The organism is Mycobacterium sp. (assembly GCF_046330795.1).
Taxonomy (GTDB): domain Bacteria; phylum Actinomycetota; class Actinomycetes; order Mycobacteriales; family Mycobacteriaceae; genus Mycobacterium.
Genome location: NZ_JAXLSA010000001.1, coordinates 793,360 through 815,183 on the forward strand (window position 1 = coordinate 793,360; position 21,824 = coordinate 815,183).

The following is a 21,824-nucleotide window of genomic DNA, read 5'->3' on the forward strand; positions in this document are numbered from 1 at the left end:
CCGAACGGAATTGAACACCGTTCAGGTTAGCGCGGTGCCATTTCTGAGGCCACCGCGACCATGGCCGCGGTGATCTGATCGACCTCGGCGGTGGTGCAGATGAACGGCGGCATCACGTAGATCAGATTGCGGAACGGCCGCAACCAGACACCGTGATCGAGCGCCACCGGGGTGGCCACCGCCAGGTCGACGGGCTCGGACATCTCCACGACGCCGATGGCGCCCCGCACCCGCACATCGGCCACCCCGGGCAGCGTCGCGGCGGCCCGCAGCCCGTCGCGCAGTCCGGCGGAGATCTCTGCGACCCGGGTCCGCCAGTCCTGCCCGAGCAGGACCTCGACGCTGGCCACCGACACCGCACACGCCAGCGCGTTGGCCATGAACGTCGGCCCGTGCATCAGGGCACCCGGCTCGGCTGTGCTGATGACATGTGCGATCTCGGCAGTGCACAACGTGGCCGCCAGGGTCAGGTACCCGCCCGTCAGCGCCTTGCCCACGCACATGATGTCCGGGCTGACACCGGCGTGGTCGGCCGCGAACAGTTCACCGGTGCGGCCGAAGCCGGTCGCGATCTCGTCGAAGATCAACAGCACATCGTGCCGATCGCAGATGGTGCGCAGGTCGTTCAGATACCGCGGGTCGTGGAACCGCATGCCGCCGGCGCCCTGCACCACCGGCTCGACGATCACCGCCGCCAGTTCGTCGGCGTGGTGTGCCAGCTGATCCTCGAACGCCGCACTGTAGGCCGGGTCGTATTCGGTCGGAACCTGCGGCGCGAAGACCTGCTGGGCCAGGATCCCGGTCCACAACGAGTGCATGCCGCCCTCGGGGTCGCACACGCTCATCGGGGTGAAGGTGTCGCCGTGATAGCCGCCGCGCCAGGTCATCAGCCGGTGCCGACCGGGACGGCCGCGGCTGATCTGGTACTGCAGTGCCATCTTGATGGCGACCTCCACCGACACCGACCCGGAATCGGAGAAGAAGACGGTATCCAGGCCCGGCGGAGTGATCTCGACGAGCAACTGCGCCAGCCGGGCCGCCGGTTCGTGGGTGAGACCGCCGAACATGACGTGGTTGAGCACCGCCAGCTGATCCCGCAACGCGGCGTCGAGCACTGGGTGCCCGTGCCCGTGCACCGCCGTCCACCACGACGCCATCGCGTCCAGGACCGGGACTTCGCGGCCGTCGCGCACCACCGTGAGCCACGCACCCTTCGCACGCACGGTCACCAGGGGCGGCATCCCTTCCGGCGGGCCGGGTGCGCCGATCGTGCTGTAGGGGTGCCAGACATGCGCGGCGTCGACCGCACTGACAGTTCGAGGATCAAGGCGGGGGCGCTCCGGCACGGACAACCACACTAATTCTGCGTGAACAGCGGATGAGCGAGTACCCAGCCGGATTAGGTAGATTGTCTGTCGACCATGACGCTCACCACACCCCTCGAGCCGGCGTCAGCAATCAGTCCCGTCCCGGATGTCGCGCCGCCCCGCGCCGCCGCCCCGGTGCCGAACGACGCGCGCAGGACCGGCTTCTACCGACACGACCTCGACGGCCTCCGCGGGGTGGCGATCCTCATGGTCGCCGTGTTCCACATCTGGTTCGGCCGGGTCTCCGGCGGCGTCGACGTCTTCCTGGCCCTGTCCGGCTTCTTCTTCGGCAGCAAACTGCTGCGCAACGCCCTGAGCCCACAGCCGTCGCTGAAGCCGGGGCGCGAACTCGTCCGGCTGATCCGCCGCCTGTTGCCGGCGCTGGTCGTGGTGCTGGCCGCCGGCGCGGTGCTGACCATCCTGGTCCAGCCGCAGACCAGGTGGGAGACCTACGCCGACCAGAGCCTGGCCAGCCTGGGCTACTACCAGAACTGGGAGCTCATCCGGACCGTCTCGGATTACCTGCGGGCCGGCGAGACCGTCAGCCCCCTGCAGCACATCTGGTCCATGTCGGTGCAGGGCCAGTTCTACGTGACGTTCCTGTTCCTGGTGTTCGGATGTGCCGCCCTGCTGCGCCGGCCGCTGGGCGCGCGGCTGCGGCCGTTCTTCCTGCTGCTGCTGGGCGCGCTGACCGTCGCATCCTTCGTCTATGCCATCTTCGCCCATCAGGCCGACCAGGCCACGGCCTACTTCAACAGCTTCGCGCGCGGCTGGGAACTGCTCGCCGGAGCACTGGCCGGAGCATTGGTCAGCCACATCCGCCTGCCCATGTGGGTGCGGACGACCATGGCGACGATCGGGCTGGCCGCCGTCCTGGCCTGCGGCTGGGTCATCGACGGGGTCAAGGAGTTCCCCGGGCCCTGGACGCTGGTGCCCATCGGCGCGACCATCCTGATGGTGCTGGCCGGGGCCAACCTCAGCGCCGATCCACGTACCCACGGCAAGCAGCCGCTGCCGAACCGGGTGCTGGCGACCCGGCCGCTGGTCCGGCTGGGATCGATGGCCTACTCGCTGTACCTGTGGCACTGGCTGCTGCTGATCTTCTGGCTGGTCCATTCGGGGCACAGCCACGCCACCGTCCTCGACGGCGCCGGCGTGCTGGCCGTCTCGGGGGTGTTGGCCTACCTGACAATGCGGTTCGTCGAGGAACCGCTGCGCGAACGCGGCCGGGCCCAGCGCTCGGCCGGCCAGATCGAACAGGTCCGGGTGCCGCTGTGGACCCGCCTGCGCCGGCCCACCATCGCGCTCGGTTCGACCGTCGCCCTGCTCGGCGTGGCGCTGACCGCCACGTCGTTCACCTGGCGCGAGCACGTCACCATCCAGCGGGCCGCGGGCCTGGAACTGCAGGGCCTCAACAGCCGGGACTTCCCCGGCGCGCGGGCACTGCTCGACCACGTGACCGTGCCGAAGTTGCCGATGCGGCCCACCGTGCTCGAGGCCGCCAAGGATCTCCCGGTCACCACGTTGCAGGGCTGCATCAGCGATTTCCGCAACGGCGACGTCGTCAACTGCACCTACGGCGACCCGAGCGCCGACCGAACCATCGCGCTGGCCGGGGGTTCGCACGCCGAACACTGGATCACTGCCCTGGACGCCCTGGGCAAGCAGCACCACTTCAAGGTGGTCACGTATCTGAAGATGGGCTGCGCGTTGTCCACGGATCCGAAGCCACTGGTGATGGGGAACAACGATCCCTACCCACAGTGCTACACGTGGGTGCAGAAGGCCATGGACAAACTGGTCGCCGATCACCCCGACTTCGTGTTCACCACCTCGACGCGGCCGTGGAACACCAAACCCGGCGACGTCATGCCGGGCACCTATGTCGGAATCTGGAAGACGTTCGCCGACAACAAGATTCCGGTTCTGGCGATGCGAGACACCCCGTGGCTGGTCGAGGACGGCAAGCCGTTCATCCCGGCCGACTGTCTGGCCCAGGGCGGCGACGCGGTGTCCTGCGGCCGGAAGCGGTCCGAGGTACTGTCGGCCCGCAACCCGACGCTGGACTTCGTGAGCCGGTTCCCCAATCTCGAGCCACTGGATATGAGCGATGCCGTGTGCCGGCCGGACTTCTGCCGGGCGGTGGAGGGAAATGTGTTGGTCTACCGTGATTCTCACCACTTCACGGCCACCTACATGCGCACGATGATCCCGGAACTGGGCCGTCAGATGGGCCGGGCGACCGGCTGGTGGTGACGTCCGGCAATCCCTGTCGTCCCGACAGTGACGCGGGCTCGGCCGTCCGCCGATAAGGTCGAACGGTGTCCGTCAGTGAGTCACCCAGCGAGCCGCCCACCGTGTCGATGGTGTGGCCCGGCAGCTCGTACCCGCTGGGCTCGTCCTACGACGGCGCCGGAACCAACTTCTCGCTGTTCTCCGAGGTTGCCGACCGGGTCGAGCTGTGCCTGATCGGGCGTGACGGCGCTGAATCCCGGATCGAACTCGACGAGGTCGACGGCTACGTCTGGCATGCCTATCTACCGACCATCAGCCCCGGACAGCGCTACGGCTTCCGCGTCCACGGCCCGTGGGATCCCGCGGCCGGACATCGCTGCGATCCGTCCAAGCTGTTGCTCGACCCGTACGGCAAGTCGTTCCACGGCGACGTGGAATTCTCCCAGGCCGTCTACTCCTACGACCTGCACGCCGACGATCTCGCCACCGGCGGCACACCCCCGATGATCGATTCCCTGGGCCACACCATGACCAGTGTGGTGATCAACCCGTACTTCGACTGGGGGTACGACCGGGCGCCCCGCACGCCGTATCACGAGACGATCATCTACGAGGCGCACGTCAAGGGCATGACGCAGACCCATCCGGGCATCCCCGACGAGCTGCGCGGCACCTATGCGGGCCTGGGCCATCCGGCCATCATCGAGCACCTCGTGTCGCTGAACGTCACCGCCATCGAGCTCATGCCCGTCCACCAGTTCCTGCACGATCACCGACTGATCGATCTCGGATTGCGTAATTACTGGGGGTACAACACGGTCGGATTCTTCGCGCCGCACTTCCAGTACGCCGCGACGCGGGCCGCCGGCAGCGAGGTGGCGGAATTCAAGTACATGGTGAAGGCCTTCCACGAGGCGGGCATCGAAGTGATCCTCGACGTGGTCTACAACCACACCGCCGAGGGCAATCACCTCGGGCCCACGCTGAACTTCCGGGGCATCGACAATGCCGCCTACTACCGCCTGCTCGACGGCGATCTGCGCCACTACAAGGACTTCACCGGCACCGGCAACAGTCTCAACGCCCGCAATCCGCACACGCTCCAGCTGATCATGGATTCGTTGCGGTACTGGGTGCTCGAGATGCACGTCGACGGATTCCGGTTCGACCTGGCCTCGACACTGGCCCGCGAGTTCTACGACGTGGACCGGCTCTCGGCGTTCTTCGATCTGGTGCAACAGGATCCGGTGGTGAGTCAGGTGAAGCTGATCGCCGAACCGTGGGACATCGGCGAGGGCGGCTACCAGGTCGGCAATTTCCCGGGTTTGTGGACCGAGTGGAACGGGAAATACCGCGACACTGTGCGTGACTACTGGCGGGGCGAGCCCGCAACCCTGGGCGAGTTCGCGTCCCGGCTCACCGGGTCGTCGGATCTGTACGAGACCAGTTGCCGCCGCCCCAGCGCGAGCATCAACTTCGTCACCGCACACGACGGCTTCACCCTCGCAGATCTGGTGTCCTACAACGAAAAACACAACATGGCAAACGGGGAGGACAATCGCGACGGCGAGAGCCACAACCGGTCCTGGAACTGCGGTGTGGAGGGCCCCACCGACGATCCGGAGATCCTGTCATTGCGCGCCAAGCAGATGCGCAACATCCTGGCGACGCTCATGCTCTCGCAGGGCACCCCGATGATCAGTCACGGTGACGAGATCGGGCGGACCCAGTCGGGCAACAACAACGTCTACTGCCAGGACTCGGCCCTGTCGTGGATGGACTGGTCGATGCTGGAGACCAATGCGGACCTGCTGAGCTTCGCGCGCAGTGTGACCTCCCTCCGCAAGGCGCACCCGGTGTTCCGGCGCCGCCGGTTCTTCGAGGGTGAGTCGATCCTGACCGGCCAGATCGAGCGCGATATCGCCTGGCTGACCAAGGGCGGTGTGGAGATGACCGCCGAGGACTGGAACTCCGGATTCAAGTCGGTGGCGGTGTTCCTCAACGGCCAGGCGATCCCGGAGCCGAACGCGCGGGGCGAACGGGTGGTCGACGACTCGTTCCTGTTGTGCTTCAACGCGCACAAGGCTCCGGTCGAATTCTTCACCCCCGACGGCGATTACGCGACGGAGTGGACAGCGGACCTGGACACCTCGGCAGCCACCGGCGCCGTCGACCTGGTGGTCAAGGCCGGCGAAGCGGTGACGTTGCCCGGACGTTCGGTGCTGGTGTTCCGCAAGACGGCGTGATTCCCGTGAACCAGCCGGCCGCTGTACTCGCGACGTACCGTCTGCAGATGCGCGGCCCCGCCAGTGGGACGTCGTTCACCTTTGCCGATGCCGAGTCGATCCTCGACTACCTTGCCGCACTCGGTGTTTCGCACCTGTACCTCTCGCCGATCCTCACCGCGGCACCGGGCTCGTCCCACGGCTACGACGTGACCGATCCGACCACCGTCTCGGCGGAACTCGGCGGGGCCGAGGGTCTGGCCCGCCTCGCCACGGCGGCCAGGTCCCGCGGTCTGGGCCTCATCGTCGACATCGTGCCCAATCACGTGGGCGTCGAATTCCCCCAGCACAATCCGTGGTGGTGGGACGTGCTCAGGCTCGGCCGGGACTCCGCCCACAGCTCCTACTTCGATATCGACTGGGACCTGGACCCGGACGCCCGGATCGTGCTGCCGGTGCTGGGATCCGACGACGATATCGATCATCTGGAAGTCGACGGCGAGGTATTCCGACTGGGAGACAAGGAGTTTCCCCTGGCCCCCGGTACCGCGACGGGCACCCCGCGGGAGATCCACGACCGCCAGCACTACCGCCTCACGGGATGGCGCACGGCCACCTGCGGCTACCGCCGGTTCTTCTCGGTCACCTCGCTGGCCGCGCTGCGCCAGGAGGATCCCGCGGTGTTCGCGGCGAGTCACCGGGAAGTGGCCCGGTGGTTCTCGGAGGGCCTGGTCGACGGCGTGCGTATCGACCATCCCGACGGGCTGGCCGACCCGGTCGGCTATCTGCGGCGCCTCCGTGAGCTCACCGGCCCGGATGCGTACATCGTCATCGAGAAGATCCTGGCACCCGACGAGGCGCTCGACGCCTGCCTGCCGGTGAACGGGACCACGGGCTACGACGCCCTGCGGGAGATCGGCGGGCTTTTCGTCGACCCCGCCGGGGGCGTCCCGCTGCGGGATCTCGCCGCCGCGGCCGGCTTCACCCAGAGCCCATGTCGGGCAAGGGAACTCAAGGCCGCTGCGGCCACGGACACACTCGGCAGTGAACTGGCCCGGGCCCACCGCGCGGTGGTCAGCGCCACCGGCGTCGACCATCCCGCCCTGCCCGATGCAATCACCGGCTTGCTGACCCACGTCGACGTCTACCGCTGCGACTATCCGGCCCTGGCGGCGACGATGTCCACCGCCATCGCCGAAACGGTCGCCGCCCGGCCCGAGCTCGCTGCCCCCTTGACCGCCGTCGCCGCCGCACTCGAGCACCGCGAGCCGGCCGCCCGGATCCAACAGCTGTGCGGCGCGGTGACCGCGAAGGCCATCGAGGACCGGCTGTTCTACCGGGATCCGACCCTGGTGTCGCTCAACGAGGTCGGCGGCGAACCGGACCGCTTCGGCGTCAGTGCCGCCGAATTCCACCACAGTGCCGCGGTCCGGGCCTACCGCTGGCCCTCGTCGATGACGGCGCTGACCACTCACGACACCAAACGGGGTGAGGATGTCCGCGCCCGCATCGGGGTGCTGTCCCAGGTACCCGGACTCTGGTCGCAACTGGTCGCCGACTGGCAGGCGCTGTGCCCGCCACCGGATCCGGCCACCGGCTTGTTCCTGTGGCAGAACATGTTCGGCGTATGGCCGAGGTCCGGGCAGGTCGACCAGAGCCTGCGCGATCGGCTGCATGCGTACGCCGCGAAAGTCGTCCGCGAGGCCCACCTGCACACCTCATGGATCGATCCGGACGATGCCTTCGAGACGGCCGTGCACACGTGGGTCGATACGGTGCTCGACGGCCCGGTGGCGACCGGACTGACCGGGCTGCTCCACGCGCTGGCCGTCCACGCCGACAGTGACGCCCTGGGACAGAAACTGTTGGCTCTCACCGCCCCTGGCATTCCCGACATCTATCAGGGCACCGAACTCTGGGAGGACAACCTCGTCGATCCGGACAACCGCCGCCCGGTCGACTTCGCCGCGCGCCGGGACGCCCTCGACGCACTCGAGCACCCGAAGCTCCGGGTGGTCCGGGCGGCGTTGCGGCTGCGCCGCGCGCGTCTGGACACCTTCCGCTCCGGCGGCTACACCGCGTTACCGGCCGACGGCGAGCGGGCCGAGCATGCCGTCGCCTTCGGGCGCGGCGCGGACGTGGTGGTCGCGGTCAGCCGATGGACGGTCGAATTGTCCGAAACCGGCTGGGGATCAACCACACTCACACTCCCCGCCGGCACCTGGCGGGACTGCCTGACGGATGTGGATCACCGCGGGACCGTGGCCGCCAGCACCCTGTTCGGCGCGTTGCCCGTGGCACTGTTGGAGCGCACGGATGGCTGAACACGAGTTCGCCGTATGGGCGCCGAATCCCGGGCTGGTCCGGCTCGAGGTGGACGGCACCGTACACCCGATGAGTCCGTCACCCTCGGGTGACGGCTGGTGGCGCGCGACCGTCGCCGCGTCCGACGACGCCCGCTACGGCTTCCTGTTGGACGACGACCCCACGGTGCTGCCGGACCCCCGCTCACCGCGCCAGCCCGACGGTGTGCACGAACGCTCCCAGCTGTGGAACGCCGGCGCCGCACAGTGGACCGACGCCGATTGGGCGGGGCGATCCGTCGCGGGCTCGGTCATCTACGAGCTGCACATCGGAACATTCACTGCGGCGGGAACATTGGACTCCGCAATCGAGAAGCTGGGTGCCCTCGTCGAACTCGGCGTCGACTTCGTCGAGCTGATGCCGGTGAACGCCTTCGCCGGCACCCACGGCTGGGGCTATGACGGCGTGCTGTGGTACGCCGTGCACGAACCGTACGGCGGACCGGACGCGCTGGTGCGATTCGTGGACGCCTGCCATCGCCGCGGACTCGGAGTCCTGCTCGACGTCGTCTTCAACCATCTCGGACCGTCGGGCAACTACCTGCCGCGGTTCGGCCCCTACCTGTCCAAGGGCACCAATCCCTGGGGTGAGGGCATCAACATCGCCGACGATCTTTCCGATGCGGTGCGCGACCACATCATCGGGTGCGCGCTACGCTGGATGCGCGATTTCCACATCGACGGACTGCGCCTGGATGCCGTTCACGCGCTGGTCGACACCACTGCCATCCATATCCTCGAGGAGCTGTCGCTCGAAACCGATTCGTTGGCAACGCAACTGGGCCGGCCGCTGTCGCTGATCGCCGAGAGTGACCGCAACGACCCGCGGTTCATCACACCCCGCAGCGAGCTGGGCTACGGCCTGACCGCACAGTGGGACGACGATATCCATCACGCGCTGCACACCGCGGTATCCGGTGAACAGCACGGCTACTACTCCGATTTCGGCTCGATCGAGACGCTGGCCGAGACGCTGAAGTCCGGGTACTTCCACGCCGGCACCTTCTCGTCGTTCCGCAAACGCCGCCACGGCCGTCCGCTCGACACCGCGACCATTCCCGGGTCACGCCTGATGGCGTATACCTGCACGCACGATCAGATCGGCAACCGCGCCGCCGGGGACCGGCCGACCGCCTACCTGACACCGGGGCAGTTGGCGGTCAGCGCCGCCCTGGCTCTGCTGACGCCGTTCACGGCAATGGTGTTCATGGGTGAGGAGTGGGCGGCGTCCACTCCGTTCCAGTTCTTCACCTCGCATCCGGAACCACATCTGGCCGACGCCACCCGCGAGGGTCGCAAGGCCGAGTTCGCCGACCACGGCTGGGACCCCGCTACCGTGCCCGACCCGCAGGACGAGGCGACCTTCGCGCGCTCGAAGCTGGACTGGGCAGAACGCGAATCCGACGGCCACGCCAGCATGTTGAGCGTGTATCGGGATCTGATTACTTTGCGCCGCAACGAGCCCGATCTCGGCGACTTCTGGCTGGACCATATGGAGGTCGATTTCGACGAGGCCGCGCGCTGGATCGTGCTGTACCGCGGAACACTCGCGATCGCCTGCAACCTGGGGCCGGATGCGGTCGCCGTTCCTGCCACCGGTGACGTGGTGTACGCCTGGGGCGCCCCGCGTGCCGGTGCGGCCGGCACTGCGCTCGACGGGCACTCGTTCGCCGTCCTGCGCCGGCGCTGAGGTCGCCCGAACCTCCCGCCGAGCGGCCGGATTTGTACACGACACGCGGCGTGGCGCCGTACAGACACGGCCGCTCGCGGGAAGGGGTGCCGCCGCCCCTGGGACTTTTAGGTCAGGTAGCGGTACGTCGGCGAGCCCGGCTCGAGCAGTTCGATGTGACTCTCCGAGGTCTGCATCCGCTCCATCAGACCCTCCAGGTCGGCCGCCGAGCCCAGCTGGATACCGACGAGGGCCTCGCCGGTCTCGCGGTTGTTGCGCTTGACGTACTCGAACAGGGTGATGTCGTCGTTGGGGCCGAGCACCTCGTCGAGGAACCGGCGCAATGCGCCGGGCTCCTGCGGGAAATCGACCAGGAAGTAGTGCTTGAGCCCGAGGTGCACCAGCGAACGCTCCAGCACCTCGCCGTACCGCGACACGTCGTTGTTGCCGCCGGAGATCAGGCACACCACCGTGGACCCGGGCTCGATGTCGGCCTCGAGCAGACCCGCGACCGACAGCGCCCCGGCCGGCTCGGCGATGATGCCCTCGTTCTGATACAGGTCCAGCATCGCCGTGCACACGGCACCCTCGTCGACCGTGGTCACCGACACCATGTCGCCGGCGGCCGAGAGCACCCCGAACGGCATTTGGCCGGCGCGCGCCACCGCGGCGCCGTCGACGAACTGGTCGACATGTTCCAGCGTCACCGGTTCACCGGCGGCCAGCGCCGCGGACATGGACGCCGCACCCGCCGGTTCGATCCCGAGAACTGAAGTGGCCGTTGTCTTTTCGGCCAGATACGTCGTCATCCCGCTGATGCAGCCGCCACCGCCGACGGGCACCACCACCAGGTCGGGTTCCCCGTCGAGCTGATCGAGGATCTCCACGGCGATGGTGCCCTGCCCGGCCATGGTGCGCACGTCGTCGTAGGGCGGCACCAGGGTGGCTCCGGTGCGCGCGACGTCGTCCAGCGCCGCCTGGGCGGCCAGGTCATAGGTCTTGCCGCCGACGATCAGCTCGATGAACTCGCCACCGTGGTAGCGGATCCGGTCCCGCTTCTGTTTCGGCGTCTTCGCCGGGACGTAGACCCGGCCGTGGATGCCCATCGATCGACACGCCAGCGCGAAACCCTGTGCGTGATTGCCCGCCGACGAGCACACCACGCCGGCGGCCTTCTCCTCGGGAGTGAGCTGCATCAGCAGGTTGTAGGCGCCCCGCAGCTTGTAGGACCGGACCACCTGAAGGTCTTCGCGCTTGAGATAGACCAGCGCCCCGGTCAATTGCGACAGCCGGTCGCTGAACTGCAGCGGAGTGGGTGTCACCACGCCGGAAATTCGCTGGGCCGCCGCCTCGACATCGGCCGCGCACAGCGGCGACACCCGGGCACTCTGGCTCACTTCAGCGGACACCGATCAATGGTGCCACGCGGCCTTTCCAAACGCCCAAACGCCCGTTCCGGCGCAAAAGCGCGGGTGGGACCGACCAGAACGTCGAATTCCGGGATCAGTTGGACGGCGTCAGGACGAACACCGGGATCTGGCGGTCGGTCTTCGTCTGGTAGTCCGCGTAGTCGGGGTAGGCGGCGACCGCCCGCTCCCACCAGTCGGCCTTCTCGTCGCCGAACACCTCGCGCGCCTCGTAATCGCCCGAAACGGTGCCGTCCTGCAATTCGACGTGTGGGTGCGCCTTGACGTTGTAGTACCAGACCGGGTTCTTGGGCGCTCCGCCCAGCGATGCGACGATGGCGTACTGCCCGTCGTGCTCGACGCGCATGAGCGGTGTTTTACGGATCTTGCCGCTCTTGGCGCCGACGGTGGTCAGCAGGATGACCGGCATGCCGCGCATCTCCATGCCCTTGGTGCCGCCGGACGCCATGATCTCTTCGGCGTTTTCGCGCGCCCAATCCAACGTGCTGGGTTCATAATCTCCAGATAGAGGCATGTAGTCAGCCTAGCGAAATCGGCCTTCCACATCCGGTGTTTCGGCTTCCCGAAATCATGATTACGGACTATCGTCACCGATATGACCAGCGCCGAACAGTTCCGCTCCGCAATCGCGCACCCCGCCTCCCGCGAGGTGTCGATCGCCGGAGTGCCCTGGCCGGTTTACAAGCTGTTCGCCCTGATCACGGGCATCGCGGTCTTCGCGGTAGTGGCCGCCACCAGTGTCGAGGCCGGGAGTGCTCTGCTGATGGGAGCCGCCGTGACCACCCTGCTGTGGCTCACCCTCGGACTGCAGCACACCCGCCGCTGACGTCGCCGGGGGCCAACCTGTCGATTCGATGTGAATTCGCAGAAACCCCCGAGCGCCCGACGCCGCGGGCTGACACTGGGACGCCCGATGTGTCAGCCATGGAAGGTCGCGACATGAGATTCAGCCCAGCCCTTGCCGCGGTCGCGGCGGCCACCGGATTGACGCTGGCACCCCTGGCCGTTGCACCCACCGCGGGTGCGGACGTCTGCGGTGATGTCGGCGGACGGCACGTCAGCGTCGGTGGTTGCACCAACATCGCCGGCGACGTCGCCGCCGGGGCCGTCCTGGCCGGTGCCGACGAGGAGGCCGGGCAGATCGCCGCCGGCCTGCCACCGTGCTACACCCCCGCAGGCGTTCCGTTCCGGACGCCCAACGGGGTGCCCTGCCCCTAGTTACCGCGCGACGGCAGTGTGCGCCGGGCCTGCCACACCAGGCCGGGAGCCGTTGCAGCCAGGTCGGGCCGGCTCCCAGCGTGATATCGCATGGCCCGGTAGAACGACCACACCTGCCGCGGGGTGGGCACCTTCGGCACCCACGCCAGTTCCCAGTGGATCCCGTTGATCGGGTCGTCGAAGAACACCCCGTAGTACCCGGGCCAGTACTGCGGGTACTCCGTGGGCTCGTCGGTGACCGGCAATCCGCGCTGGACCAGGAAGTCGCGGTGGAACCGGTCGACCTCCCGCCGACTGCGCGCCCACATGGCTATGTGGTTGATCCCGACCGCCTGATCGGGATGGGTCAGCTTCTCCCCCGATCGCGCGGGCTGGATGCCGATGTAGCTGTGCGGGTTGAGGTACCGGGTCATGTAGTAGACCGACTGATATTCCATGTTCAGCGAGGAGAAGCTGCTGTAGCCCAGCCAGCCGAACATGGCGTCGTAGAAGGCGATCGATTCGTCATAGTCCAGCACCGCGAATTCCACGTGACTGACACCGCGCCACCGCATGGGACCCTCCCTCGCCGTCGACTACTACAGAACGTAGTAATCATCCGGCCCGGTGTAAAGACCTAGCCGCCCAGACAGCCCGGCCCGAGCAGCGCCTTCAGATCGCCCATCAGCGCCGACGACGGCGTCACCCGCAGCGACTGGTCGAGCTCGAGGGTGGTGATCCGGTCGCCGCTGATCAGCCGGAGGTGCACCTGCGCGGTGCCGGGATGCCGGGCGAGCACCTGCTTGAGCGCACTGACCTTGTCGATGGTGCACTGCCGGGTCGGCAGGCTGACCGCGATCGGCCGGTTGGGCTGCGCGTTGGAGAAGTCCGGCACCGCCAGGTCGTGCACGATCAGCGAGCGCCGGTCGTCACGCACCGACACCTTGGCCCGGAGTACCACCACCGCGTCGTCGGCGATCTCCGCACCGTGCATCGAATATGTCTGCGGGAAGAACAGGACCTCGATGCCGCCGGTCAGATCTTCCAATTGGGCCGAGGCCCAAGGCAACCCGTTCTTGTTCACCCGGCGGTTGACCGCGGTGAGGATGCCGCCGACCTGAACCTGCGCATCGTTGGCGACGTCGCCGTCGAGAATGGCCGGGAGCTGGGTGTCCACCTGGGTGCTCAGCAGATGCGCCACGCCGTCGAGCGGATGACCGGACACGTACAGGCCGAGCATCTCGCGTTCGAGGGCCAGCTTGTGCTTGTCCTCCCACTCCTCGTCGGGCACCTTGATGGTGAATACCGAGTCGGTGCCGCCTTCTTCATCACCCCCGCCGAACAGGTCGAACTGCCCCATCGCCTCGGCCTTCTTGGTGCCCAGCACGGAATCCACCGCGTCGGTGTGCACCAGGAACAGTCCCTTGCGGGCGTGTTTGAGCGAGTCGAACGCGCCGGCCTTGATCAGCGACTCGGTGACCTTCTTGTTGCAGGCGGTCACCTCGATCTTGTTCAGATAGTCCGAGAAATCCGTGAAGGCGCCCTTGTCGGCGCGGGTCTTGATGAGCGACGCGACGACGTTGGCTCCGACGTTGCGCACGGCACCCAGGCCGAACCGGATGTCCTCGCCGACGGAGGCGAAGTTCTGCACCGACTCGTTGACATCCGGTGGCAGCACCGTGATGCCGAGCCGGCGGCAGTCGGCCAGGTAGACCGCGGCCTTGTCCTTGTCGTCGCCCACCGAGGTGAGCAGACCGGCCATGTACTCCGACTGGTAGTTGGCCTTGAGATAGGCCGTCCAGTACGACACCAGCCCGTAGCCGGCCGCGTGCGACTTGTTGAACGCGTAACCGGCGAACGGAAGGATGGTGTCCCACAAGGCTTTCACGGCCTTCTCGGAGAAGCCGTTGGCGGTCATGCCCTCCTTGAAGCCCTGATACTCGGCCTCGAGCACCTCGATCTTCTTCTTGCCCATCGCTTTTCGCAGCGCATCGGCCTTACCCATGGTGTAGGAGGCCACCTTCTGGGCGATGAACATGATCTGCTCTTGGTAGACGATCAGGCCGTAGGTCTCGGCCAGGATGTCGGCCAACGGCTCCTCGAGCTCGGGGTGGATCGGCTTGATGGGCTGCCGGGCATTCTTGCGGTCGGCGTAGTCGTTGTGCGCGTTCATGCCCATCGGGCCCGGCCGGTACAGCGCGAGAACCGCCACGATGTCATTGAATTCGGTGGGCTGCATGCGGCGCAGCAGGTCGCGCATCGGGCCGCCGTCGAGCTGGAACACGCCCAGGGTGTCGCCGCGGGAGAGCAGCTCGTAGGTGGCCGGGTCGTCCAGGGGCACCGACTCGAGATCCAGATCGATGCCGCGGTTGGCCTTGATGTTCTCCAGCGCGTCGCCGATGATCGTGAGGTTTCGCAGCCCCAGGAAGTCCATCTTCAGCAGGCCGATGGCCTCGCAGGACGGGTAGTCCCAGCCGGTGATGATCGCGCCGTCCTGCGGCCGCTTCCACAGTGGGATGGCGTCGATCAGCGGCTCGGAGCTCATGATCACCGCGCACGCGTGCACACCGGCATTGCGGACCAGGCCCTCGAGACCCCGGGCCGTCTCGTAGATGGTGCGCACGTCGGAGTCCGTGTCGATCAGCGTGCGGACCTCGGCGGCCTCCTTGTACCGCTCGTGGTTGGGATCGGTGATCCCCGAGAGCGGGATGTCCTTGGCCATGATCGGCGGCGGCAGGGCCTTGGTGATCCGATCAGCGATGGCGAAGCCGGGCTGGCCGTAGTGGACCCGGGCCGAATCCTTCAGTGCCGCTTTGGTCTTGATGGTTCCGAAGGTGATGACCTGGGCCACCCGGTCGCTGCCCCACTTGTCGGCGGCGTAGCGCACCATCTCGCCGCGACGACGGTCGTCGAAGTCGATGTCGATATCGGGCGCCGACGGCCGCTCGGGGTTGAGGAACCGCTCGAAGAGCAGCCCGTGCGGGATCGGGTCGATGTTGGTGATGCCCAGCGCGTAGGCCACCAGTGAGCCGGCGGCCGATCCGCGGCCCGGCCCCACCCGGATGTCGATGGACCGCGCGTAGGTGATCAGGTCGGCCACGATGAGGAAGTACGACGGGAAACCCTTGCCGCAGATGACGTTGATCTCGTACTCGGCGCGCTCGGTGTACTCCGTGGGAACCGCCCCGCCGGGAAAACTCGAGCAGCGGCGGGACAACCCCGCGTGCACCTCGTGACGCAACCAGGAACCCTGATCGTGACCCTCGGGCACGGGGAACACCGGCATCCGGTCCCGCTCGGCCCACACGTCGGCGTACGGCTGCACCCGCTCGGCGATCAACAGGGTGGAATCACAGGCGCCGGGCACCTCGGCATCCCAGATCCTGCGCATGTCCGCCGCGGACTTCAGGTAGTAGCCGTCGCCGTCGAACTTGAACCGCGTGGGATCCGAGAGCGTCTTGCCCGTCTGCACACACAGCAGCGCCTCGTGGTTCTGGGAGGCCTCCCGGGTCACGTAGTGGCAGTCGTTGGTGGCCAGCGGCGGGATGCCGAGCTTGCGGCCCACCTCGAGCAGTCCCTCGCGGACCCGGGTCTCGATGGACAGCCCGTGGTCCATCAGTTCCAGGAAGAAGTTGTCGGGCCCGAAGATCTCACGCCACTTGGCGGCGGCCTCGAGCGCTTCCCGCTCGTGGCCCAGGCGCAGCCGGGTCTGCACCTCCCCCGACGGGCAGCCCGTGGTGGCGATGATGCCGGCCGCGTGTTCGGCGATGATCTCCGCGTCCATCCGCGGCCACTTGCCCAGCTGACCCTCGAAGGAGGCCAGCGAGGACAGCTTGAACAGGTTGCGCAGGCCGGTCGCGTTCTCGGCCACCATCGTCATGTGCAGATAGGCGCCGCTGGCGGAGACGTCGTCGGACTTCTGGCTGGGGTCGCCCCAGGTGATGCGCTTGGTATCGAACCGCGAACCGGGCGCGATGTAGGCCTCGATGCCGATGATGGGTGTGATGTCGGCCTTGACGGCGGCGTTGTAGAACTCGCTGGCGCCGAACATGTTGCCGTGGTCGGTCATGCCGATGGCGGGCATCTCCAGGCGCTTGGCCTCGGCCAGCATGGGAGCGACCTTCGCGGCACCGTCGAGCATCGAGTATTCGGTGTGGTTGTGCAGATGCACGAAGGAGTCGCTGGTACCCATAGGCCCGTCAGTCTAGGACGCCGGACCGACAGCTCCGGGCGTGTCGCGACGGGCGTTCACGGCGTGTCAAAGTTCGGCCGCGGCGCCACGCCGGGACCGGGCCACCGCGTCGACGGTGAACACCGCCAGTGCCACCCAGATCAGGGCGAAACCCAGCCACCGGGCCGGGGGCATCGGTTCGTGCCCGACGACCACACCCCAGGTCATCTGCATGGCCGGGGTCAGGTACTGCAGCAGGCCCAACGTGACCAGCGGCAGGCGCTGCGCCGCCCCGGCGAACAGCAGCAGTGGGATCGCGGTGAGGGGTCCGCACAGCACCGTCAGCGCGACGTGTCCGGCGCCCTGCCCCAGAAAATGGCCGTGCCCACCCACCGCCGCGACCACGATGTAGGCCAGCGCGAAGGGCGCCGCCAGCGCCGATTCCACGCCGACGCTGACCCGCGGATCGGTCGGGACGATCTTCTTGACCAATCCGTACAGCCCGAACGAGAACGCCAGCCCGAACGCGATCCACGGCGGGGCACCGACCTCGACGGCGAGCACCACCACCGCGATCGTCGCGACGGCCAGGGCCAAACCCTGTGCCCTGTTGAGCCTTTCACCGAAGATGACCACTCCGAGCGCGACGCTGACCAACGGGTTGATGAAATACCCGAGCGCGGCGTCGACGACGTGGCCGTTGTTGACGGCGAAGATGTAGATCACCCAGTTCGCCGACACCAGGGCGGACGCCGCCGCCAGCAGCAACCAGGTGCGTCCGTCGATGCGGCGCAGCTCCCGGCCGAGCCCCGCGACCAGCAGCACGCCGACCATGAAGACCAGCGTCCACACGATCCGGTGGGCCAGCACCTCGAACGCGCCGGCCGGTTTGAGCAGCGGGAAGAAGGCCGGGAACAGTCCCCAGGACCCGTAGGCGCCCAGGCCGAACAGCAGACCGGTGCGCGCCGCGGAGCGCCTCATGCGTGCTGCTGGAGAACATCCAGGGCGTGCTGAAGATCCTGCGGATACGGCGCGGTGAACTCCACCCACCGCCCGTCGGCCGGATGTACGAAGGCCAGCGACCGGGCGTGCAGCCATTGCCGTTGCAGCCCAAGCTTTTTCGCCAGCGTCGGATCGGCCCCGTAGGTCAGGTCGCCGCAGCACGGATGGTGCAGCGCCGAGAAGTGCACCCGGATCTGGTGGGTGCGTCCGGTCTCGAGGTGGATGTCGAGCAGGCTGGCCGACACGAAAGCCTCGATGGTGTCGTAATGCGTGATGCTGTGCCGGCCGCCCTCGACGACCGCGAACTTCCAGTCGTGACCACGATGCCGGCCGATCGGGGCGTCGATGGTGCCACTGGACGGGTCGGGATGACCCTGGACCAGCGCGTGATAGCGCTTCTCGACGGTGCGGGCCTTGAAGGCCCGCTTGAGCACGGTGTAGGCGCGTTCCGACAGCGCCACCACCATCACCCCGGACGTTCCGACGTCCAGGCGGTGCACGATGCCCTGCCGCTCGTGGATACCCGACGTGCTGATGCGGAACCCCGCGGCCGCCAGCCCACCCAGCACGGTCGGACCGTGCCAGCCGACCGTCGCGTGCGCGGCCACCCCCGGCGGTTTGTCGACCACGACGATGTCCTCGTCGGAGTAGAGCACCGCCATGCCCTCGATGTGTTCGGGAACGTTCTCCACCGGCGGCGGCGCGTCGGGCAACCGCACCTCCAGCCAGGCGCCCCCGACGAGCCGGTCGGACTTGCCCACCCGGGCACCGTCGAGCTCGACCCCGCCGTCCTCGGCCAGGTCGGCCGCCGCCGTTCGCGACAGTCCCAGCAGCCGCGCCAGACCCGCGTCGACCCGCATACCGGCCAGCCCCTCGGGCACCGGCAACGACCGATCCGCCATCAGTCCGTCTCGGCCGGATCGGCCGCGCCGACGGCACGGGCCTTGCCGGATTCGGTGCTCCGGCCCACGGTGTCGTAGTCGAAACCGAACAGCGACAACACCACCAACAGCATGGCCCCGCCGACGACAGCCGGGTCGGCCACGTTGAACACCGGCCACCAGCCGATGGACAGGAAATCGACCACGTGTCCGCGCAACGGCCCCGGCGAGCGGAAGAACCGGTCGACCAGGTTGCCCAGCGCACCGCCGAGGATCATCCCCAGCCCGAGTGCCCACCAGGGCGAGACCAGTCGGCGGCCCATGATGATGATGCCGACCACCACCGCGGTGGCCACCAGTGTCAGCCCCCAGGTGTAGCCGGTGGCCATCGAGAACGCGGCCCCCGGATTGCGCACCAGCGTCCATGTCACGGTGTCCCCGATGATCGACACCGGTTGACCCGGGGTGAGGAACCGCACCGCGAGCACCTTGGTGAGGACGTCCAGGGCCAGCACCACGGCGGCGACGGTGAGCAGCATCCGCAACCGGCGGCGCGGCCGCGGCGCGCCGGCCGCGGGCGGGTCCGTGGTCTCGACGCGCCCCTCGGCGTTCTCCGCCTGCTCGGCGGGCTCGGTCGCGTCGGTCACGCCCCCCATCATCCCTCGAGGCGTGACCAACGGGTGGCCGCGGGGGTATCGGGCATGATCAGCGCATGAGGCGCCTCACGGTCATTGCGACCGGCGGAACGATCGCCACCGGGATCGGGGCCGACGGGGTCCTGCGACCCAACCGCTCAGGCGCCGACCTGATCGACGGCCTGGCCGGCGGGGCCGCCGACGTGCAGGTGTCGGCGGTGGAGCTGATGGCGGTCGACAGTTCGCAGCTGACTCCGGCCGACTGGGACACGATCCGGCTGGCCGCCGAGCGGGCGTCTGCCGACGGGGCCGACGGTGTCGTGGTGACCCACGGGACCGACACCCTCGAGGAGACGGCGCTGTGGCTGGCGTTGACCTACACCGGCGCGGCGCCGCTGGTGCTGACCGGCGCGATGCGCAGCGCCGACGCCCCGGATGCCGACGGGCCGGGCAACCTGCGCAACGCCCTGACCCTGGCCGCCGGGCCCGCGACCCGCGGTGTGCTGGTGGCGTTCGGCGGGCGGGCGCTGTCCCCCGTCGGCCTGCGCAAGACGGCGACCGGGTTCGACGGGCCACCGGCATCCGAATCGCATTCCGCAGCAACATTCTTGGCCGACGTCCTGGCCGCTACGGCGCCCCGGGTGGATATTGTCGCCGTGTACGCGGGCAGCGACGCGGTGGCGCTGGACGCCTGCGTGGCGGCGGGCGCACGCGGGATCGTGCTCGAGGCGCTGGGTTCGGGCAACGCCGGGGCCGCGGTGGTCGACACCGTCGCACGGCACTGCGCGGCCGGCGTCACGGTCGCGGTGTCCAGCCGGGTGCCCGGCGCCGGGGTGCACCCGGACTACGGCCCGGGCCGCGCGATGTTCGACGCGGGCGCGCTGGTGGTGTCGCACCTGGGCCCGCCCCAGGCCCGGGTGCTGCTGATGGCGGCGCTGGCCGCCGGTCTCCCACCCGGCGAGGTCATCCACCGACTTGGTTGACCGCCGCCGGGTTCGGCGAGCGGCGTGGTTCCGCGAGCACGAGGCCCGGCGACAACTGACCCCGCCGGTCACTCCTCGGCGAGCCCGCTGACGTAGTCCGGCCAGTCCAGGCTGTCCACCGGGTTCGCCCTGCCGACCTCGGGGTCGTCGACCCCGAACGTGCGGGTCGGTCCCGGCCCGCTGCCGCGGGTCTCGAACCGCACCGTCATCACCCCGTGCCCGGCGCCCTGCACCCAGCCGTGGCCCAGAACCGGGTGTGTCACGTCGTCACCGACGCGCCAGCCGCCGGACTGCGGCTCCGCCGGCGAGCCCGGCAGTCGCGTGTCGCCCAGTTCGGCCTCCTGCTGCTCCAATTCCGGGAACAACGACTCCTGGAGTACATCGGATAGGCCCGAAAACCCAACGCCCAGAAGGCGAATCGGCCCCACCTCGACGGGATCGAGCAACAGTCTGCGGGCGGTGGCGATCAGGGTGGCGGCCTCCCCGGTTGCGTACGGCAGGGTGGCCGACCGCGTCAACGTCGACATGTCGGCCTTCTTGAGTTTGACGGTGACGGTGCGCGCGCCCCGGCCGTCCCGCATCAGCCGACGGTGGGCGTGCTCACCGATCGGCCCCACCGCGTCGCGGAGCTGGTCGAGTGTGGTCAGGTCCGCCGGGAACGTCGATTCGGCGCTGATCTGCTTGGCCTCGGCCCGCTCGACCACCGGGCGGTCGTCGATGCCCCGGGCCAGCCGGTGCAGCGCCGGACCGACGGTCGCCCCCAGGATCCCGGCGACCTCGGCCTCCGCCAGCGCGGCGAGCTGCCCGACGGTTTCGATGCCGAGCCGGTGCAGCTTGTCCTCCGCCACCGGGCCGATCCCCCACAACCGACGAACCGGCAGCGCGTCGAGCAGGGGCCGTTCCTCGGCGCGGGTGATCACCCGGATCCCGTTCGGCTTGGCCAGCCCGGAGCCGATCTTGGCGATCTGCTTGCCCGAGCCCGCGCCCACCGATGCCACCAGCCCGGTGTCGTGTTCGACCCGAGTCCGCAACGCCTCGCAGTACGCCTCGACGTCCGCGGCGCCGGCGCCCCGCAACTCGGCGGGCTCACCGAAGGCCTCGTCGAACGACAGCTGTTCGAGGACGCCCAGCATCGACCGGACGGTCTCGAACACCCGTCGACTGGCCACCCCGTAGACCACACCGCGCGGCGGCAGCACCACCGCCTGGGCCCCCACCAGCCGACGGGCCTGGTGCATTGGCATCGCCGAGCGCGCACCGAACACCCGCGACTCGTAGCTCGCGCCGGCCACCACACCGCGCCCGCCCAGCCCTCCGACGAGCACCGGGCGGCCCCGCAGGGTCGGACGGGTCAGTTGCTCGACGGACGCGAAGAACGCGTCCATGTCGAGGTGCAGGACCCAGCGATCCACGTCGCAGATACTAAGCGGCTACCGTCTGGACCATGGACCCCGTGACGGACGTGCCGATTCGCGACGAGTCGATCCGGCTCGGCCAGTTCCTCAAACTGGCCGGCCTGATCGACAGCGGATCGGAGGCCAAGGCGGTGATCGCCGACGGGCTGATCACGGTCAACGGCGAGGCCGAGACCCGCCGGGGCCGCCAGTTGTCCGGCGGCGACGTGGTGGAGTTCCAGGGCAGGGCCGCCCGCGTCACCCGCTGATCGGGC

The 21,824-nt window shown here is 68.4% G+C and carries 17 protein-coding genes; 8 read left to right on the forward strand and 9 right to left on the reverse strand.

The window, feature by feature from the left end:
- Positions 1-26: 26 nt before the first annotated feature.
- Positions 27-1,346: an adenosylmethionine--8-amino-7-oxononanoate transaminase gene (bioA, locus tag U0R18_RS03860; RefSeq protein ID WP_526366108.1), complete on the reverse strand. Its 1,320-nt coding sequence runs from the start codon at positions 1,344-1,346 to the stop codon at positions 27-29.
- Positions 1,347-1,421: 75 nt separating this feature from the next.
- Between bioA and sucT the strand changes: the two genes are divergently transcribed.
- The 4 genes from sucT (at position 1,422) to treZ (ending at position 9,880) form a co-directional block, all read left to right on the forward strand.
- Complete coding sequence (gene sucT / locus U0R18_RS03865; protein ID WP_526366110.1) at positions 1,422-3,623, forward strand: acetyltransferase SucT; 2,202 nt, start codon at positions 1,422-1,424, stop codon at positions 3,621-3,623.
- 107 nt (positions 3,624-3,730) lie between these two features.
- The gene (gene glgX / locus U0R18_RS03870) at positions 3,731-5,848 is read left to right on the forward strand and encodes a glycogen debranching protein GlgX (protein ID WP_526367400.1); all 2,118 of its coding nucleotides are present in this window, start codon (positions 3,731-3,733) and stop codon (positions 5,846-5,848) included.
- A gap of 47 nt (positions 5,849-5,895) precedes the next feature.
- The gene (treY, locus tag U0R18_RS03875) at positions 5,896-8,151 is read left to right on the forward strand and encodes a malto-oligosyltrehalose synthase (RefSeq protein ID WP_526366112.1); all 2,256 of its coding nucleotides are present in this window, start codon (positions 5,896-5,898) and stop codon (positions 8,149-8,151) included.
- The gene (gene treZ / locus U0R18_RS03880; RefSeq protein ID WP_526366114.1) at positions 8,144-9,880 is read left to right on the forward strand and encodes a malto-oligosyltrehalose trehalohydrolase; all 1,737 of its coding nucleotides are present in this window, start codon (positions 8,144-8,146) and stop codon (positions 9,878-9,880) included. The genes treY and treZ overlap by 8 nt, the downstream gene beginning before the upstream one ends.
- Before the next feature lie 107 nt (positions 9,881-9,987).
- Here treZ and ilvA read toward each other — a convergent pair whose 3' ends face one another.
- Positions 9,988-11,268, reverse strand: a complete 1,281-nt coding sequence (gene ilvA, locus U0R18_RS03885; RefSeq protein WP_526366116.1) for a threonine ammonia-lyase IlvA — start codon at positions 11,266-11,268, stop codon at positions 9,988-9,990.
- Positions 11,269-11,362: 94 nt separating this feature from the next.
- Positions 11,363-11,800, reverse strand: a complete 438-nt coding sequence (locus U0R18_RS03890) for a nitroreductase family deazaflavin-dependent oxidoreductase (protein WP_526366118.1) — start codon at positions 11,798-11,800, stop codon at positions 11,363-11,365.
- Between the two features lie 81 nt (positions 11,801-11,881).
- On the opposite strand from U0R18_RS03890, the gene U0R18_RS03895 reads away from it, so the two are divergent.
- Both U0R18_RS03895 and U0R18_RS03900 read left to right on the forward strand, forming a co-directional pair.
- Entirely contained in the window at positions 11,882-12,112 is a 231-nt protein-coding gene (locus tag U0R18_RS03895) for a hypothetical protein (protein WP_526366120.1), read from the forward strand.
- A gap of 113 nt (positions 12,113-12,225) precedes the next feature.
- Positions 12,226-12,504, forward strand: a complete 279-nt coding sequence (locus tag U0R18_RS03900) for a hypothetical protein (RefSeq protein ID WP_526366122.1) — start codon at positions 12,226-12,228, stop codon at positions 12,502-12,504.
- Here the strand turns inward: U0R18_RS03900 and U0R18_RS03905 are convergent.
- The 5 genes from U0R18_RS03905 to lspA all read right to left on the reverse strand — a co-directional run bounded on the left by U0R18_RS03905 (position 12,501) and on the right by lspA (position 19,184).
- Positions 12,501-13,058 (reverse strand): VOC family protein, encoded by a 558-nt coding sequence (locus tag U0R18_RS03905; RefSeq protein WP_526366124.1) that lies wholly within the window; start codon positions 13,056-13,058, stop codon positions 12,501-12,503. The two genes, U0R18_RS03900 and U0R18_RS03905, sit on opposite strands and share 4 nt — an antisense overlap.
- A gap of 62 nt (positions 13,059-13,120) precedes the next feature.
- Positions 13,121-16,675: a DNA polymerase III subunit alpha gene (gene dnaE, locus U0R18_RS03910; RefSeq protein WP_526366126.1), complete on the reverse strand. Its 3,555-nt coding sequence runs from the start codon at positions 16,673-16,675 to the stop codon at positions 13,121-13,123.
- A 66-nt stretch (positions 16,676-16,741) separates the two neighbouring features.
- A complete protein-coding gene (gene rarD / locus U0R18_RS03915; RefSeq protein ID WP_526366128.1) occupies positions 16,742-17,635 on the reverse strand; it encodes an EamA family transporter RarD in 894 nt (297 codons plus the stop codon).
- A complete protein-coding gene (locus U0R18_RS03920; RefSeq protein ID WP_526366130.1) occupies positions 17,632-18,558 on the reverse strand; it encodes an RluA family pseudouridine synthase in 927 nt (308 codons plus the stop codon). The genes rarD and U0R18_RS03920 overlap by 4 nt, the downstream gene beginning before the upstream one ends.
- Complete coding sequence (gene lspA, locus U0R18_RS03925; RefSeq protein ID WP_526366132.1) at positions 18,558-19,184, reverse strand: signal peptidase II; 627 nt, start codon at positions 19,182-19,184, stop codon at positions 18,558-18,560. The genes U0R18_RS03920 and lspA overlap by 1 nt, the downstream gene beginning before the upstream one ends.
- A 65-nt stretch (positions 19,185-19,249) precedes the next feature.
- On the opposite strand from lspA, the gene U0R18_RS03930 reads away from it, so the two are divergent.
- Complete coding sequence (locus tag U0R18_RS03930; protein WP_526366134.1) at positions 19,250-20,155, forward strand: asparaginase; 906 nt, start codon at positions 19,250-19,252, stop codon at positions 20,153-20,155.
- A 68-nt stretch (positions 20,156-20,223) separates the two neighbouring features.
- Here U0R18_RS03930 and U0R18_RS03935 read toward each other — a convergent pair whose 3' ends face one another.
- Positions 20,224-21,540 carry a DNA polymerase IV gene (locus tag U0R18_RS03935; protein WP_526367402.1) on the reverse strand — a complete coding sequence of 439 codons (1,317 nt, stop codon included), beginning with the start codon at positions 21,538-21,540 and terminating at the stop codon, positions 20,224-20,226.
- A 59-nt stretch (positions 21,541-21,599) separates the two neighbouring features.
- Here U0R18_RS03935 and U0R18_RS03940 point away from each other — a divergent pair, with 59 nt between their 5' ends.
- Complete coding sequence (locus U0R18_RS03940) at positions 21,600-21,818, forward strand: RNA-binding S4 domain-containing protein (RefSeq protein ID WP_526366136.1); 219 nt, start codon at positions 21,600-21,602, stop codon at positions 21,816-21,818.
- The last annotated feature ends 6 nt before the right edge of the window (positions 21,819-21,824 follow it).